This is a genomic window from Desulfotomaculum sp. (assembly GCF_982386235.1).
Genome location: NZ_CEVWQM010000004.1, coordinates 1 through 17,360, shown reverse-complemented (window position 1 = coordinate 17,360; position 17,360 = coordinate 1). Strand labels below are relative to the sequence as shown.

Here is a 17,360-nt window from a genome sequence, read left to right as displayed (position 1 = left end):
GGTGCGGCAGTCTTTTGCCCTTTTGCGGTTAACCCGATAATAAGGCTAAATTCGGTTATTACAAAGATTAGGGAGGAAACAACCATTAGAACCGTAGATTGTGCTGTAATCATATCTGAAGTAGCCCGCTTGTGTCAGGAGGCAAATTATAAGCTGGCAGATGATGTTGTAAATTCCTTTAAACGTTCCAATGAGACAGAGGTTTCCCAAAGTGGTAAGGAAATTTTAAATATGTTGGTGGAGAATGCGGGGATAGCTGCAGCAGAATCGATACCAATGTGTCAGGATACCGGAGTAGCAGTGGTGTTTGTTGAATTAGGACAGGAAGTACAAGTTATCCATGGCAATTTAGTTGATGCCATAAATGAAGGAGTACGTAAGGGTTACCTTGAAGGTTATTTAAGAAAATCCATGGTTAAACACCCACTGGCAAGAGTCAATACCGGTGATAATACCCCGGCTGTAATCCACACCAGCATAGTAGCAGGTGATAAAATTAGGATAACGGTGGCCCCTAAGGGTGGGGGCAGTGAAAATATGAGTTCATTAAAGATGTTAAAGCCAGCCGAAGGAGTAGAAGGTGTCAAGAAATTCATCTTAGATACCGTTCAGGCTGCGGGACCAAATCCTTGCCCGCCACTGATTATCGGAGTGGGGATTGGTGGGACCATGGAAAAGTGTGCCCTGTTGGCCAAGGAAGCACTATTAAGAACCGTTGGTGAACCGCATCCGCTGTCTGATATTGCTCAGTTGGAGAAGGAACTGCTGGAAGCCATTAATAAATTAGGCATTGGCCCTGCGGGGTTGGGAGGTAGAACAACGGCATTGGCAGTACATATCGAAATTTTTGGTTGTCATATTGCGAGCCTGCCCGTGGCAGTAAACATTAATTGCCATGCCGCTAGACATAAATCCGTAAGCATATAGGAGGTGCACAGAGTGACAAGGGTTAACATAACAACACCACTATCGGATGAAATTGTAAAGAGCCTTCGCATCGGGCAGCAGGTTTTTATTAATGGCGTCATTTATACCGGAAGGGATGCAGCCCATAAAAGATTAGTGGAACTACTGGACCAAGGAAAGGAACTGCCGATTGATCTCAAGGGTCAGATTATCTACTATGTTGGCCCGGCTCCGGCGCGTCCCGGTAAAGTAATTGGCTCTGCCGGTCCTACCACCGCCGGACGCATGGATGCCTATGCCCCTCTTTTAATTGAACAAGGCCTTAAAGGCATGATTGGCAAGGGAGCCAGATCAGAAAAGGTACTCCAGGCCATGCAAAAACACGGTGCTGTTTACTTTGGAGCCATTGGTGGAGCAGCCGCATTGATAGCAAGAAGTATTCAAGAAGCCACCATTGTGGCCTACCCGGAGCTAGGACCAGAGGCCATCTATCGGCTGGTGGTTAAAGATTTCCCGGCCATTGTTGTTAATGATTCCTTGGGTGGAGACTTATATCAGGAAGGGAAAAAACGATATGCATTAGAGTAAACTTAGCTCTCATGCAATGCTTTGCTTGCGGGGATGTAGTTCAATTTTATGATGAAGGATGTTGATGTCCTCGGTGAGTACCAATAACCATTTTTTTTATCGGAAACTTCATTCTTTATTGGGGTTATTCCCCATTGGTTTTTTTCTTTTGGAACATCTAATAACCAATTCATTTGCCATATTAAGTCCAGAAAGATTTGATCGCGCAGTGGTTTTCCTGCAAAACATTCCTTATTTAATTGCCTTGGAAATAATTTTTATTGCTTTACCTCTTACAATACATGGGCTGTACGGGCTTTATATCGTATACTTGGCCAAGAATAATCTATTTAGCTATTCCTATGCAAGAAATTGGATGTTTTATCTGCAGCGTTTGTCTGCTGTGATAACATTAGTATTTGTAATTATTCATGTATGGCAACTTAAGCTGGTTCATTCCTTGACTGGCTTGTCAATAAATTTTATTACCATGCATAATTTGTTGTCAGACCCCCTTTGGCTAACCTTTTACATTATTGGCCTGCTGGCTGCTTGCTTTCATTTTGCCAATGGACTATGGAATTTTACTGTCAGTTGGGGTATTGCTGTGGGGGAGCAGGTTCAGACCTTTATTTGGAGATTATGTATGCTGTTATTTATTTTCTCTTCTTTGATTGGACTAACAGCAATCTGGGCCTTTATCCAATAACCCGGAGGGATAGCGATGCAAAATAATATTATTATCGTTGGCGGTGGCTTGGCCGGCTTAATGGCAGCCATTAAGGCAGTAGAGATGGGGGTTAAGGTACAATTATTTTCTTTGGTGCCAGTTAAAAGATCCCACTCGGTATGTGCCCAGGGTGGCATTAATGGGGCCGTAAATACCAAGGGGGAGGGTGATTCCCCTTGGATACATTTCGACGATACGATATATGGAGGGGATTTTCTTGCTAACCAACCCCCCGTCAAAAACATGTGTGAGGCGGCCCCAGCCATCATCAACCTGATGGATCGTATGGGCGTAATGTTCAATCGAACCTCCGAAGGCTTACTGGATTTCCGTCGTTTTGGCGGCAGTAAGCATCATCGAACGGCCTTTGCCGGGGCAACCACCGGCCAGCAGCTATTGTATGCCCTCGATGAACAGGTGCGTCGCTTTGAAGTGGCTGGCTTTGTTGAAAAATATGAAGGCTGGGATTTTTTGTCCATCGTAACCGATGCTGATAACCTCTGTCGGGGTATTGTTGCCCAAGATTTGAAAACCATGAGGATGCAATCTTTTTCCAGTGATGCCGTGATACTTGCCACCGGTGGGTGCGGCATGATCTATGGTAAAAGTACCAACTCCACGATTAACACAGGTTCAGCCGCCGGTGCCGTATATCAACAGGGGGCATATTACGCCAATGGGGAAATGATTCAGATACATCCCACGGCTATTCCGGGTGATGATAAACTTAGATTAATGAGTGAGTCAGCCCGTGGTGAAGGTGGCCGGGTTTGGACAATAAAAGATGGAAAACCATGGTATTTTTTAGAAGAATGGTACCCGGCCTATGGCAATTTGGTTCCCAGGGATATCGCAACAAGGGCTATATACAAAGTATGTTACGAATTAAAGCTTGGTATTGACGGCCAAAATATGGTGTATCTTGATGTTTCCCACCTTGACCGGAATATACTGGATAAAAAATTGGCAGGTATCTTGGAGATATATGAACGCTTTGTGGGGGATGACCCCCGCAAGCTTCCCATGAGGATATTTCCCGCAGTGCATTACTCGATGGGTGGTCTCTGGGTGGACAACCACCAAATGACAAATATTTCTGGTTTATTTGCCTGTGGCGAATGTGAATACCAATATCATGGTGCCAATCGACTAGGTGCGAACTCACTATTATCTGCTATCTACGGGGGGATGGTTGCGGGGCCAAAGGCAGTAAAATATATTCATTCTTTAACGAGGTCTGTTCAGGCTATTGCGCCAAAGATATTTGAGCAGGCAGTAAAAAAGCAGCAGTCCTTCATGGAGAATATCTATAAAAGCGATGGTCCAGAGAATGTATATCAGCTTCATGCTGAATTGGGGCAATGGATGACCGAGAATGTTACGGTGGTACGTTATAACAAAAGGCTCCAAGAGACAGATGATAAAATACAAGAATTCATACAGAGATGGTCTAAAATAAGACTTGCTGATAAAAGCACCTGGGCCAATCAGGAACTGGTCTTTACCCGGCATCTTTGGCACATGCTGCAGCTTTCACGGGTGATTACTCTCGGCGCCCTTGCCCGCAATGAAAGCAGAGGGGCCCACTACAAACCGGAATTTCCTGAGCGTGATGATGAAAAGTGGCTAAAAACCACCATGGCAAAGTTTACAACCGCTGGCCCAGAGTTAAGCTATCAGGAAGTTGATACCTCACTGATTAACCCTAGACCAAGGAGATACGATGTTGATAAGGGGGCAGTGAACAAATGACGCAAAGGGTGTCTTTAAAAATTAAACGCCAGCCTGACGCAACCCAGCCATGCTACTGGGAGGAATTTTCCATTCCCTATAAGGCTAAAATGAATGTTATCTCGCTTCTAATGGAGATTCAAAAAAACCCTGTCAATGCCAAAGGGGAACTAACCGCACCGGTGGTATGGGAATGCAATTGTCTAGAAGAGGTTTGTGGCGCCTGTACCATGGTCATAAATGGAAAGGCAAGGCAGGCCTGTTCAGCCCTTGTTGATCAACTTCGACAACCAATCGTATTAGAGCCCCTAAGCAAATTTCCCGTTGTCCGGGACCTCATGGTTGATCGTTCTGTTATGTTTGAAAATCTCAAGAGGGTTAAGGCTTGGATCCCCATTGATGGAACCCATGACCTCGGGCCGGGACCGCGTCTTGCCCCGAAGATACAGGAGGAGTCTTACCCTATCTCTCGTTGTATGACCTGTGGCTGCTGTATGGAGGCCTGCCCCAATGTCAATGCCAAAGCAAAGTTTATGGGACCTGCACCACTGGCCCAGGTAAAATTATTTAATTCCCATCCAACTGGAGCAATGAACAAGGAAGAAAGATTGGATGCAATAATGGATCTGGGTGGAATTACTGACTGTGGTAATTCTCAAAATTGTGTTAAAGTATGTCCCAAACAAATCCCCTTAACCAGAAATATTGCACAGTTAAACAGAGATACCTCGATTCATGGTATAAAGAGATGGTTAGGTCGGTAAACGATGGGGATTCTGCCTACTCACCACGGATGACCACTTTAATAATCACTTAACACAGGTGATATTTTGGTGATATTATTTTAGTACAGGAGGATTATTATGAAAAGAAAGAAAATTACGATTGTGGGTGCCGGTAATGTAGGAGCAACCTGTGCCCATTGGGCTGCTGCAAAGGAACTTGGCGACATTGTTCTGATTGATGTGGCCGAGGGGATACCCCAGGGAAAGGCTCTAGACCTGATGGAGGCAGCGCCAGTAGAAGGATATGATAGCATCATTCTGGGAACCAACGATTATGCTGATACAGCGGATTCTGATGTGGTCGTTATTACCGCAGGAATGGCTCGTAAACCCGGCATGAGCAGGGATGATCTATTAAATATTAACGCTGGTATCGTACGTAATGTTACAGAGCAAATCGTAAAGTATTCTCCCAATGCCTACATAATTGTGGTGACAAATCCTGTGGATGTAAGCACCTATATAGCTTATAAGGCCAGTGGTTTTACGCCAAACAGGGTTTTTGGTTTATCGGGTGTTCTTGATTCCGCACGTTTCCGTACCTTTATCGCCAGGGAGTTAAATATTTCCTTTGAGGATGTAACTTCCTTTGTTTTAGGTGGTCACGGCGACGATATGGTTCCGATGGTCCGTTACACCTATGCAGGTGGCATTCCCGTTGAGAAACTAATACCAGCGGATCGCCTGGAGGCCATGGTGCAACGTGCCAGAACAGGTGGGGCTGAAATCGTTAACTATTTAAAGACAGGAAGTGCCTATTATGCCCCCAGTGCTTCAGTTATACAAATGGCGGAATGCATTTTAAAGGATAAAAAACGTATCTTACCGGTATCCGCTTATTTACAAGGGGAATATGGTGAGAGTGATGTCTTTTCTGGGGTGCCGGCGATAATTGGCGGCAACGGCGTGGAGAAGGTCATTGAATTGGATCTGAATGAGGGAGAACGGACAGCCCTTAAAAAATCGATTAATTCCGTAAGAAATAACATTAACAAGTTAAAATAACTTGACCATAAGTAAAAAACGTTAGGATTACTAACGTTTTTTACTTGCTGCAAGCTTTTTTGCAGTATAATTTATTAGGGTAAGTTATTCGATTAAGTAATTCATATTAGCTGAAATAACTGCTATAATTAAGCGATAGGCGCAATATGGAATAGATGAATCATCACTAGGAGAGGTCACACGATGTCGAACAAAGCCTCCGAGTTAATAAAAACAATCCCAGGTATACTCTTAATGTTTACAATTGCAATATTTACCATGGGTGGGGAGGACCTTGGCATTCCGTGGCCAGGTTTAGAAGCATACATTAAAAGCACCAGCCATAGCAATAGTATGATAATTCGGGTTTTACCTCTAAACTATATCTTTTTGTGTATCTTATTTGGGATTCTAATTGCAAACCTAATCAAGCTGCCAAATTGGTTAATGCAAGGGGTTACAACATCACGTATTTTTATCAAGGTTGGTGTTATTTTGTTGGGTTCCCTTTATAGCTTTGGAGATGTGGTAAAATTAGGGGGAACAGCAATATTTTTAATTCTTTCTTTTGTAGTTATGACCCTGATCTTAACAATGTGGCTGGGCAAGAAAGCAAATATGGACCCAGCTTCTACGGCGGTATTGGCCGCAGGTACTTCTGTGTGTGGTGTATCCGCTATTGTTGCTACAGCACCCGCAGTAAGGGCAAAAACCACGGACGTTGTCTTTTCGATTGCCACAATTCTTAGTTATGGAGTAGTATCAATCATTCTATTCCCTGTAATTGGTAAAATGTTAAATTTAAGTGCCCATCAATTTGGCGTTTGGGCGGGGACTGGGATTCTTAGCTCGGGGCAGGTTTTGGCTGTATGCCTAATCTTTGATCCAGGAACAGCCACCCATGCATCCGTCAGCTTAAAAACCGGTGAAATATACAATTTAGCCCGGGTTATATTTTTGCCCTTCGTGGTACTGGCCCTAGCAGTTTTGAGCAGTCGTTCGGCTAATTTATTGGATGAACATATAACGATTCACACAGGATTATGGAGTAAATTTCCGATTTTTGTATTGGGTTTTTTGATTATGGTTTTTATCACCTCTGTTGGATTGTTAGGGCCGGTTTCCCCCCCATCGCCGGAGCTAATAACCATCAGAAAATTATATAGTTGGTTTTTTGCCATAGGCTTAACCGGGTTGGGTATGCAAATATCTTTTTCGGAACTGCGAAAAGCGGGGGGAAAACCATTAATTGTGGGGTCTGTGGCTGCGGTATTTAAGGCCTTGCTGGCACTTATTGTCGTTCTTTTACTGATTTCAGAGAACCCCTAATAGAGGTGAAACAATGCAGAACAGAGTAAGGAAGCCCAAAGAAAAGGAACCGAGAGTTTTTTCTTTGTTTGCCACGGAAAGAATGGAGGACTATACAGCACTCTCTATTGCTTTTTTAATACTAATAATCGTATTGATGATGCATCAATAAAATAACAAAACCCTTACCGACTGCGGGAAGGGTTTTGTTATTATGTTAATAGAATAACCAGCGTACCGACATAGATTCCGTCATCGTCATAGATCGGTGTGATTTCACAGTTATGACCGGTTGAGGTTTGAGTTCTTTTGGAAAGTCCGGTGTCAATATTGTTATATATTATAGAAGCCAACTCCTTGTCTATCACTTCTATATTTGCACCGATTGTTAAATTGCTTAACAGACACTTTGCGATTAAGTTTGACAGAACTACCTCATGGTGTTTGTTGAAAAAGACGATTCCCTGAGGTAGTGATTCGATAAGTTTATGCAATACCCGATGGTCAATGTTGCTATTATCATTATTATTTCTAATAACCGTTAAGGATCCAAGTATTTTGTTGTTTTTAATAATGGGTGAGTGAATAGCCTTTAATATATTGTCTCTGAACATCACGGTAGAAATAAAGTGTTTATCCTGGGTTTCTAAATTATCTCCTGCATTACCCAAAATTTCTTTAAGTGTAACATTTCTTAAACTATTTTTACGATCGGCAAAGATATTATGCGCTGCTTCATTGGCAAAGAGAATAATACCCGTATTATTAGCAATAATAACGCCTTCATTGATTTGATTCAGGATCGCGAAATCGATATTCTCAAAATATGTTTTTGCCGTATTAACACCCCAAAATTCCACCAGTAGTTCATAAAGACAAATATATAAAGCAAACACCAGAAATAAAATAGTAAAAACCCGATATATTTCAAAATTTGTAGACATAAAAAAAACAATAACTCGCCAATTTTCCTTGGTAGTATTTGAGGATAGATTATATTTATTTTTCCCTTCAAAGAAGGTTTCTGCATTTAGGTCAAGGGATTCCAGGTAGACTTGGTCAAAGGGCCAGATAACTGTCTTGTTGAATTGATCAAATATAGCTATTTTGTAATTTGGATTTAAGAATTCTTGGGTCACATCATTTTTATATTGATCAATCCTAAATTCAAGAACCATCACAAGATCCTTAAACGCTACTTTTTTTCCTAAGGGGATGGCCAAACTTATGGCGTCATAGTTTGCCCGTGTACCTTTGTAAACGCCAGAAACGAATACCTCAAACAAATGCAATTCGGAGGTCTTGATAGCAATTTCCCTAATGATTTTTTGGTTATATTCTTTCTCCGTAGCATCTATTATTTTGCCATCATTTCGGACAAGGTATATGCTTGTTAGGCGACGGTCAAGGGTCAAAAGGGTTTTTAAATCCAAAGGTTTATGAATAGAGCTATTATTTTCAAAATTATTTGCAGCATTAACCGTTATTGTCTTTAAGTCATCAAAATACAAATTTGTTTTATTTATGGCAACCTCTTTTATCCCTGTCTCATACTGATTTAAAATCTTGTTGGTGTGGCGAAATTCCATCAGGGAAAAAATAATAAAAATGCCTACTAAAAAGACCGATAACAGGGTAGGGAAGATCGGTTTAATCTTTTGAGAAGAATTTTTCATAATTGCTCTCCCTAAATGCTACTTAATAATCCCTTTTCTAGCAGCAACGGTTAAGGCTTCCTCTACTGAATGAACATTTAGCTTAGAGAAAATTTCCCTTAGCCTTCTTCTAAAGGTGGATAAGCTGATAAAAAGTTCAGTTGCAATTTCCTTTTGACTTCTCCCACTGGTAAGCAGCTGTAGAAGCTGAATATCTTTATCCGATAAACCTGAATCGGCTAAATTTAGAAGGGTATCCGTATTCAGACCAGGGTAAAGATAGGAACCACCCCGATAGGTCATTAAAATTGCTGCTTTTATCTCATCAAAGAAGGCGTATTTTGGTACAAATCCCCGAACACCACATTCCATCGCTTTTTTAATAAAAATTGGATCGTCATAGGTTGTTAAAGCCACATGCTTAATGTTAGGATGCTGTTTCTTGATGATATTAACCAGGTCTAAGCCATCCCCGTCGGGTAGGCCAATATCCATAAGAATTACATCGATATCACTAGCTAGTTTGGACATGGCTTCTTGGCAGGAACCAGCTTCTGCCACCACAGTAATATTTTCTTCCAGTTCTAATAATTTTTTTAATCCTTCACGGAATACATTATGATCTTCTACCAACATGACTTTAATTTTATTCATCGTTCTGGCCTCCTGGTATAATGGGTACACTCAGGGTAACACAAAAACCTATTTCACAATAACCAAATACAATCGTACCCCCCATAAGGTTTGCTCGCTCCCTCATACCCCATAGTCCTTTGCCGGCTACAAAGTCAACTTCACTACCGCCGTTATCCATTATTTCAATTTTTAAGGTATCATGTTCTTTGGTGAAATTAATATCAACCTCAGTGGCCCTAGCATGCTTAACAATATTACTTAGTGCTTCCTGAATGATACGATAGATGATTATTTCATCTTTCTTTTTTAGTTTAAGGGATCTATCATGGTAGAAAATAAAAACCTTTATATTATTTAATTTTTCAAATGTAGTAATATAGGATTCCAAGGCAGAAATCAAGCCAACCTTATCAATTAAATAGGGGTGAATGTCATTCATGATACCACGCATTTCAATGGCAGCATTTTGACAATGGCTTCTTAGGTCACTCAGACTTTGCAACAATGGTTCTCCCTTTAAATCCCCATTTTTATGCAAACGAAGATTATAGTCCAGAGAGTGGATAATCGTTGACATATAACGGGCTATCCAGTCGTGAATCTCGATGGAAATTCTCTTGCGTTCTTTCTCTAGTGTATCCAGAAGCAAGGGCTTATCCTTTTGATTATTAGCAATCCTTGATACCATTATTGACCCGATAAAACGATTAAATAGCTTTGTCGGAATATAGTCGACAGTTAAATCAATGGACCTACCATCATCTTTATAGGTCACTTTATTTTTTAAAATTTCTTTTTGGTGTATTACGGAGTGAAACAAGGGTTGGATAGCATTTTGTAAACGCGGGAAAAATTCTGGAAAAAGTTGTATATTTTTCCCTATTACATTTTCGGGAAGTAAGCCAAATAAATCTTGGCAGGATTTGTTTACATACTTTACATCCCCGTTACTATCAATAAACATAACAGCATCATCCGAGTACTCTGCTAATTCACTGATGTATACGCATTTTGCTAATAGTGGTTTGAATAGTAGATACGCCATATAAGGAAGTAAAAAAAGGGTAGATAATAAGATAAAAAGTAACAATTTGATTTTATTATCAATATTTAAGATGGTTATCTGAGAGTAATTCGTTATTTGTGCAGCATTCTCATTTTTAATGATATTCAGCTTGTACATGAGTTCGTAGGTTAATTCCTTATTCCTATTATATAAATATTCAATATTTTCCCGGGAAGTATCTTTGGATTGTATTATGGGTATAACCTCTAAAGAAGCAAAGGACATAAAGGACTTGCTTAATTCAATTAATTGTAAGACATCTTGGTTTTGTGATAAAGTTGGAGAATTATATAATTCTGTTTGTTTTTTTACAATGGCGGAGCTCTGCAAGTAATAATTTTCTAAAAACTCTTGTTCTCCTAAGATAATATAATCCTGTAAATTGGAGGTCATATTATTTATATTTGATGATAAATCGTCAAGATCTGCAAGCTGCTTTTGGAAAGACCTCATTTTATCTACCTGTTCATAGGTGTTCATAAATTTTATAAATAAAAATATCGAGGTTACAAGGGTTAATATCAATAGGGTTATAAATATTTTCAAAAGCCATTTGTTAACTGTCATAGCCACACCACTTTTTCATTTTTCATTTCTTAAAATTCGACAGGTAATTTCTAAAACCCTTTTAAATATTATGCAGGAAACAGCTAAACCATCCGCATATTAAGGTTGTCATGCTGATGACATAAAATTTGAAATAGGAATGACATAAAAATGATCACCCTCTTGACACAAAAGTGTCAAGAGGGTGATCTCTATTTTTCAATGTAGATTGAATGCGTTGACCGAAAAGCAAAAAGAAATTATGATTTAGTTAATCAAAAAAGAAAGCCAAAGATTATCAAATAAGTAAGTAATATTTGTAACAATGTAATCTTCAAAACAAAAACGGGGAGGTTATGTTGTGGTAAACATAAACCAAAGCATATATCAAAAGAAAGAAAAACTTGTTAAGTGGTATGGTTGGATAGTAATACTCATTATATGCATAACACCTTTGGTTATATTGTTGTTACCTAAATTAATGCTAAATGTCGGAAGAATAAATAAAATACTAAGAGAATCCATTGTTCCAAACAATAAAACACTTAACGGCAAGGTTATTAATATTGCATGGCAAAAACACAATGATGGGGACATAGGTTGTATTGATGGTGACATTGAAATAGAAAGTGAAGATGCATCTATAATACAATGTAAATTCAAAAAATATGTTGGTCCTAAATTCAATGGGACATTTGAAATTAATAAATATGATCAAATATTAGTAAATGGAAGTTATCAGGACAATATCTTTTTAATTAGAAACTTGGGTAATCTCACGAATCAACATCTATATACATCGGAACCTCAAGTATCGGTGTATTAACCAATTAGTTTTTCAATTACATTACATTTATTGAAGGGAGGCATAAATCCAGAAAAATTTATAGGCCATCTTCAAAATATTAAAAAAATTGTGACGGAGGTGTATTGACTTGGCACAAACTCAAATCAGCCAAGCGCAAAGTAAAAGTCTAGGTGCTCAATTTGCGAAAGCAATTCCCGGTTTAATACTGGTTGCTTTACTTGCAGTTGCCGCAATGTGGGGAGAAGGTTACCTAAAAGCAAATCATAAGGCTTTTTTTGAAGCCACACTTTTAAACCATATCCTATTAGCTATTCTTTTCGGTATGTTAATTCGTAATACCATAGGGGTACCTTCGGTACTAGAACCAGGTCTGAAATACTCTACTATTTTAACTAAAACAGGTATTGTAATTATGGGTACTAAATATACTTTGGCATCATTGGTAAAAGTTGGTAGTATTAGTATGATCTTTATTACGGTTACCTTGTTTGCAACCGTAGGTTTAAGCTTTTGGCTGCGTAAACGGTTTGAAATGACAGATCCTTTGGCAGGATGTTTGGCAGCTGGATTTTCCATTTGCGGTGTTTCTGCCACAGTGGCCACCGGTCCCGCGGTAAAAGCAAAGGGTCAGGAAATGGCCTATACCATTGCAACGATCTTGATTTTTGGTTTGATTGCTTTGTTTACCTTCCCTGCAATAGGTAAAGCAATTGGTTTAACTGAGAACCAATTTGGTGCTTGGGTTGGTGTAGGTATTGTTAACTCGGCACAGGTATTGGCTGCTGGTATGGCCTATGGTCCGGATGCAGGATTAATGGCTGGTATCTATAACATGGGTCGTGTAGTATTGCTTCCTTTCGTAGTACTTTATATAGTCATGATGGTGCTGAAAAACGACAGAGCTGCTTCCAGCAATATCAATAAGACTCAATTTGTCTTAGACAAATTCCCTGTCTTTATCTTAGCTTTTATAATTGCTGTACTTGCTAACACAGCAGGTCTTTTCAGCAAAGAAGAAGTAAAAATGGCCGGCGAAATTATGAATTGGTGCTTTGCTTTAGGTTTTGCCAGCATTGGTCTAACAACCAGATTTTCCGATATGAAGGCCGCTGGTAAGGATGGTATCATTTTAGGCTTTATCGTTGGTGCAATTAAAGCTATTGTAGCCCTGATCGTTGTTATGTATCTGTTACCTTTATAAAAAAATAATAATTTAAAATAAGTGGAGGTGTTGCTGAGTGGCTGATAAGGATAATGCTGCTGCTATGCAAGAATCAAGGGCTGCAGACCTTAAAGTTAGAAAGCAAGACTATATGGTAATTGGTTTGGGGATAATAATGTTAATCGTGGCAAAGATAATGGCATAAGTTTTCAAATGAATGGCAGGGTAGGGACCTAATCATAATTAGGTTTCTATCCTGCCATAATATCTTACTAAGGATACTTAGGAGGACAAACAATGTTTAAAAATATCCTTCTGGCGGTTCATGGCGATGAAAATAGGGAGTTTTTAGAAAGAGTATTGGAACTATGTAATTTTTTTAAAGCGGAAATTACTGTACTTCATGTGGCAGAAACAGGTTTAAGCCATTATGGTTATGTTGATCAGTTGGCCAGTGCCATAACGAAAGATCAGTTTATCGACTATATATACAATATGGCTAAAGAACGACAAGATAACATTTATAATGAATTTAAAGATCGGGCGGAAGCCACAGGGTTAACTTTTCAGTGGCGTTTAAGGGAGGGGAAACCACAGTTAGAAATTGTCGAGGAATTTAAAAAAGGAAAGTATGATCTTTTAATTCTAGGGACTAAACCAAAATCCCCAGGCAATACATCAAGTAAAGTAAAGGAGAGAGTTTTAAAAGAAATAGCTAGTTCCGTCTTTATCATCAAATAATATGGTGACAAAATTATAAGTCAAAATTAATAATGTAGTGAAGAAACCCTTGTATCCATACAAAAATATGTTAAAATATTCACAACATGGAACAAGGGGGTGGGTACAATTAAACTAACCAATCCCGTCTTGCAAGATTTTTTAGGCTATTTAAAAGGTGTTCTTCCCTGTATTTTGCTGTTTATGTCATTTTATTGTATTGTACATTGCTGGAGTTATAATAGTATACTAGTTTTAGTTCCCATAACATTAGGAATATTTGTGTTATATCAATTCTTTGGGGATTCTTGAATAATAAACATATTAACAGACAAACCACCTTACTAAAGGTGGTTTTTTTTGTGATCGGACCGAGTCTAAAAATTAAAAAACTGCAAAAAGCCATCTTCATCAGGCGCAATTAAAAGGTTTTGCATGGGCCTATCAATGGTTCGACTACAATTTCCTATTTGTACAGTAACACCATCAAAGGCTTGATTAATTTTTATTCTCTTGCCTTCGGCTACCATTACGATCGACTTTGTACCCCTCTCAGAACCAATTTGTTTAATGAATACGTTATCCTGGGCTTGGATTATTCCACCTCGAACAATCCCGTTAACTGTTACACTGCCTTTGGCTATGATATGGGTATTGAAACAACCACTGGAAACTATCACATTGCCGGAACTCTTAATTACTGAATTAAGGGCAATATTGATATTTACTACACTATGACTCGTTAACAATGATTCAATATAATATGAGAAGTTAGTAAGGCTTGTTAGTAAAGATTGGTATTCACTGGCAGTATGGAATTGTAGTATATTTATACCGGTTAGTTTAGCCACTGCTTTTTGCAAAATTTCCCCATATGTTCCTAGAAGTTTTAAATCTACTTCTTTAAACGTATGAGTTATCCTATCAATGAGATTATAAAAGTTCGGAAAACGTTTTTCGATAAGTGACATTAAAATACAACCAAATATAATCAGTTTTTTTGTTTCTAGCTTCTCAAGCATTAAATTTGCTAAAATAAAAAGATCTTCCATGGCTTCTAATAATTCATACAGAAGGGGTTTAATGGTATTACATATAACTATAAAGCCACCACCGGTAATATCGGAGTTTACGATATTACCTTTAATTGTAACATCGCCACCAGCTGTTATCTGGCATCCCGTGACTATTTTGGCAATAGTAATGTTACCACTGGCGCTTACGTTCATCTCATTTTCCACTGAACCTTTGATGCTTACATGACCATTAAATCGAATATTGCCTGTTTCAAGATTAACATCACTAGGTAAATTTAAAATAGGATCAATAGAGATGATACATTTTGTATTGGCTAATTTTACATGTGGCAGCCCATTCGAGGTTGCAATAGCTTCTAGACCATTATCGGTGATTTTTACGCCTAATCCACTAAGTAAGGAAATTACTTTAGGTGCCTTTGCCTTACATGCAGTATTGGTTACAGTAATCCCAGGTGAGCCTTCCTTGCCAGGCATCTTTCTAACTAGAACATCCCCTGTAGTCACAGAAGGAATATTGTATAGTTCTTTAAAATCAATGGTTTCAGCTAGATCTTGGTTGTCTGTAATTTTTCTTTTCTCGTAAATAGGCTCTATAGAATCATCCAGTGTAACTCCTGGTTGCAGGCCTTTAGCAACTAATAACATACCCTCAGGCTGGTTTTTGATTATTGATCTAATTGCTATTGAATTGATACCATATGTTACGTTATTCTTTTTCAGGATATCAATTAGTGTTTCATAGGTTTCGTTAAAAACAAAATCCTTCTTTTCTTCAGCCACCAGTAACAAATTATTAGTAGGGGGGCAATCAACTAGTTGGTAACTACTAATGCATGCTTTTTTAATATCTAAAAAGGCCGACATTTTGTCAGGTGATATAAGAATTTTGATATGTCCTTGAGTGGTGTGCGATAGAGGCTTTACCTCAATGACATCTTCCTGACAAACTTCAATACGACTAGTCATCGGAAGACCATTAATATAGATTTGAATTTCCTTGCACGGGGTTAGCGTCGCCTTTTTAGCTCCCTCGGCGGGATTTCTGACAAATATTTTACCACCCGATACCCAAGCCATACCATCTCCGAACTCGGGAGGGGGGGAGGGCGGTGAAGTATCGTCATTTTGAGAAATTTGAGAATAACTGCCACTATCCGTTACTTTCATCTATACCCCTCCAATCAAGAAATTAGTATATACCACCTGGACAAAAGGTGTTGGTAGGCCTAGTGTTACTTGATTTAAGATAGATAGGTGAAATATATAATGATAGTATATCATGGGTCAGGAATAAAACTAAGTATGATTACAGCTTTAGATCAAAACCTAACAAAAACTTGCAGAAAAAGCACGGTACAGTTTTTAATTTATTGGTTCCGATAATATATGTTATGTTAACTTAGACCATCAAAACGCGATGGGGGTGCCTCTCTACACATAGATGAACGGGCCTTCATTGACCTGCTGCCAGGATTTAATGGGAGCTTGGATTTCATTCTTGGTGATGTTTATCTTAGCCAGTGTCTGCTAATCCATCGTGCATCGGTCAATTACACGCTATCGCTGGCCCTGTTGGGTTGAGGTTCAGGTTTGAAATTGGCTGTAGCTTTTGTGCCCTTAGCTTTGGGTTTATCTGGGACTTTTACCTATAAGTAGATTTTGGCCCATGGGCTGGGGTTTTAGTACATTAGTGTATTCCTCTGGGGCCTTTTCACTCATCTGACCAGAAGCTGTGCTGGTTTTAGCTTTAAAGAGATTTTATCTATGGTACGTTTGTTAGCTAACAAAGGATATTGACTGAATCTTGGAAGGTATGTATGTATGTATGTATGTATGTTCGCTGGTCATGGTAAGATGAAATTGCCGTAAGGCCAAACTAACCCGTCTTGTTGGGCTTAATAGTACCGAGGATTCACGGATGCCGTAACAGTCAGCCTCACCCGTTGCTTGTTTCAAATGTTTAGATATTATGTTAACCATGCTATGACTGGGGCAACTTTATCAAGTAAGCCTCTAACTTTTGTGCAGTAGCAAATATGTACGAAAAAGTGACTTGATTTGTTCAAATCCACTAAATATCTATTTAGTTAAAGTCAATTTACTAAATTTATTTTCCCTTGTTTTATTCCTATTTAATGTCCTGGCAATATTATTTATTTCTTTATTACTTAACTTCTTTAAGGATTGATAATCTTCAATAAAATATGATATCTGTTCAGCTTTAATAATATGAACTTTACTATTCTTTTCTCCCTGAATAGTAATATTAGTTTTTTTCTGTCTAAGGTTTCGGTTTTTCCTTTTGTCGTTATACGAAATAACTAAAACATCAACTATTGGAAGTTCCTTGGAACCTAACACATTTTCTATTGCTTCTCTGTGCCTTTGAATCTGTGCCTCAGGGTTTTCTTCCTGCTTTGTTTCACCGTGCTTTATTCGTGTCCAGTTTTCAGCTTTATCAATTATAAGAGTGCCTGACCAACATTTTGTTTCTAAATTGAATATACCATTAGGTCCAATAACAATATGGTCAATTTGATTTTTAATATTGTTTTCCTTATTAATAATGGAAAGGTGTAAACGTCAATAGCAAATGTACCAAAAACGCTAATATTTTTTGTACCACCCAAGTCAAATTTTAGGACAAAACCCATCCCCATTAATTCCCAAATATGGTTTTTCTGTTTTCCAGTCTGTAGCTTGGCCCATCCAAGGA

18 protein-coding genes are annotated in these 17,360 nt (G+C 38.7%); 12 read left to right on the top strand and 6 right to left on the bottom strand.

What is annotated here, in order from left to right; translation table 11 throughout:
• Window positions 1-84 precede the first annotated feature (84 nt).
• The 8 genes from AC1U9Z_RS03150 to AC1U9Z_RS03115 all read left to right on the top strand — a co-directional run bounded on the left by AC1U9Z_RS03150 (window position 85) and on the right by AC1U9Z_RS03115 (window position 7,183).
• Window positions 85-927 carry a fumarate hydratase gene (locus AC1U9Z_RS03150; protein ID WP_479955801.1) on the top strand — a complete coding sequence of 281 codons (843 nt, stop codon included), beginning with the start codon at window positions 85-87 and terminating at the stop codon, window positions 925-927.
• Between the two features lie 12 nt (window positions 928-939).
• Complete coding sequence (locus tag AC1U9Z_RS03145; RefSeq protein ID WP_479955671.1) at window positions 940-1,494, top strand: Fe-S-containing hydro-lyase; 555 nt, start codon at window positions 940-942, stop codon at window positions 1,492-1,494.
• 64 nt (window positions 1,495-1,558) lie between these two features.
• Entirely contained in the window at window positions 1,559-2,182 is a 624-nt protein-coding gene (locus AC1U9Z_RS03140) for a succinate dehydrogenase cytochrome b558 subunit (protein WP_479955670.1), read from the top strand.
• Window positions 2,183-2,197: 15 nt separating this feature from the next.
• Window positions 2,198-3,955, top strand: a complete 1,758-nt coding sequence (gene sdhA, locus AC1U9Z_RS03135) for a succinate dehydrogenase flavoprotein subunit (protein ID WP_479955669.1) — start codon at window positions 2,198-2,200, stop codon at window positions 3,953-3,955.
• Window positions 3,952-4,698 (top strand): succinate dehydrogenase iron-sulfur subunit, encoded by a 747-nt coding sequence (gene sdhB, locus AC1U9Z_RS03130; protein ID WP_479955668.1) that lies wholly within the window; start codon window positions 3,952-3,954, stop codon window positions 4,696-4,698. The genes sdhA and sdhB overlap by 4 nt, the downstream gene beginning before the upstream one ends.
• A 99-nt stretch (window positions 4,699-4,797) precedes the next feature.
• On the top strand, window positions 4,798-5,724 hold the full coding sequence (gene mdh, locus AC1U9Z_RS03125; RefSeq protein WP_479955667.1) for a malate dehydrogenase: 927 nt from the start codon (window positions 4,798-4,800) through the stop codon (window positions 5,722-5,724).
• Between the two features lie 183 nt (window positions 5,725-5,907).
• Window positions 5,908-7,032, top strand: a complete 1,125-nt coding sequence (locus AC1U9Z_RS03120; RefSeq protein ID WP_333531168.1) for a YeiH family protein — start codon at window positions 5,908-5,910, stop codon at window positions 7,030-7,032.
• 13 nt (window positions 7,033-7,045) lie between these two features.
• Window positions 7,046-7,183, top strand: coding sequence for a hypothetical protein (locus AC1U9Z_RS03115; protein WP_333531169.1), 138 nt, complete (start codon window positions 7,046-7,048; stop codon window positions 7,181-7,183).
• 40 nt (window positions 7,184-7,223) lie between these two features.
• On the opposite strand, the gene AC1U9Z_RS03110 is transcribed toward AC1U9Z_RS03115, so the two are convergent.
• From AC1U9Z_RS03110 to AC1U9Z_RS03100, 3 genes are read right to left on the bottom strand one after another with little or no spacing between them, the layout of a single operon-like run.
• Window positions 7,224-8,687, bottom strand: coding sequence for a PAS domain-containing protein (locus AC1U9Z_RS03110; protein WP_479955666.1), 1,464 nt, complete (start codon window positions 8,685-8,687; stop codon window positions 7,224-7,226).
• 18 nt (window positions 8,688-8,705) lie between these two features.
• Window positions 8,706-9,320, bottom strand: coding sequence for a response regulator (locus AC1U9Z_RS03105; protein WP_479955665.1), 615 nt, complete (start codon window positions 9,318-9,320; stop codon window positions 8,706-8,708).
• Complete coding sequence (locus AC1U9Z_RS03100; protein ID WP_479955664.1) at window positions 9,313-10,935, bottom strand: sensor histidine kinase; 1,623 nt, start codon at window positions 10,933-10,935, stop codon at window positions 9,313-9,315. The genes AC1U9Z_RS03105 and AC1U9Z_RS03100 overlap by 8 nt, the downstream gene beginning before the upstream one ends.
• 340 nt (window positions 10,936-11,275) lie before the next feature.
• Between AC1U9Z_RS03100 and AC1U9Z_RS03095 the strand changes: the two genes are divergently transcribed.
• The 4 genes from AC1U9Z_RS03095 (at window position 11,276) to AC1U9Z_RS03080 (ending at window position 13,625) form a co-directional block, all read left to right on the top strand.
• The gene (locus tag AC1U9Z_RS03095) at window positions 11,276-11,740 is read left to right on the top strand and encodes a hypothetical protein (protein ID WP_479955663.1); all 465 of its coding nucleotides are present in this window, start codon (window positions 11,276-11,278) and stop codon (window positions 11,738-11,740) included.
• Between the two features lie 109 nt (window positions 11,741-11,849).
• A complete protein-coding gene (locus AC1U9Z_RS03090) occupies window positions 11,850-12,923 on the top strand; it encodes a YeiH family protein (protein WP_479955662.1) in 1,074 nt (357 codons plus the stop codon).
• A gap of 37 nt (window positions 12,924-12,960) precedes the next feature.
• Entirely contained in the window at window positions 12,961-13,089 is a 129-nt protein-coding gene (locus tag AC1U9Z_RS03085) for a hypothetical protein (protein WP_333531175.1), read from the top strand.
• Between the two features lie 92 nt (window positions 13,090-13,181).
• Window positions 13,182-13,625, top strand: a complete 444-nt coding sequence (locus tag AC1U9Z_RS03080; protein WP_333531176.1) for a universal stress protein — start codon at window positions 13,182-13,184, stop codon at window positions 13,623-13,625.
• Window positions 13,626-13,981: 356 nt separating this feature from the next.
• On the opposite strand, the gene AC1U9Z_RS03075 is transcribed toward AC1U9Z_RS03080, so the two are convergent.
• From AC1U9Z_RS03075 to AC1U9Z_RS03065, 3 genes are all read right to left on the bottom strand, one after another.
• Complete coding sequence (locus AC1U9Z_RS03075) at window positions 13,982-15,811, bottom strand: DUF342 domain-containing protein (RefSeq protein ID WP_333531177.1); 1,830 nt, start codon at window positions 15,809-15,811, stop codon at window positions 13,982-13,984.
• 912 nt (window positions 15,812-16,723) lie between these two features.
• The gene (locus tag AC1U9Z_RS03070) at window positions 16,724-17,149 is read right to left on the bottom strand and encodes a nuclease-related domain-containing protein (RefSeq protein WP_479955799.1); all 426 of its coding nucleotides are present in this window, start codon (window positions 17,147-17,149) and stop codon (window positions 16,724-16,726) included.
• Window positions 17,137-17,360, bottom strand: a 224-nt coding sequence (locus AC1U9Z_RS03065; protein WP_479955661.1) for a hypothetical protein, incomplete at its 5' end; no start/stop codon positions are given. The genes AC1U9Z_RS03065 and AC1U9Z_RS03070, both read right to left, overlap by 13 nt.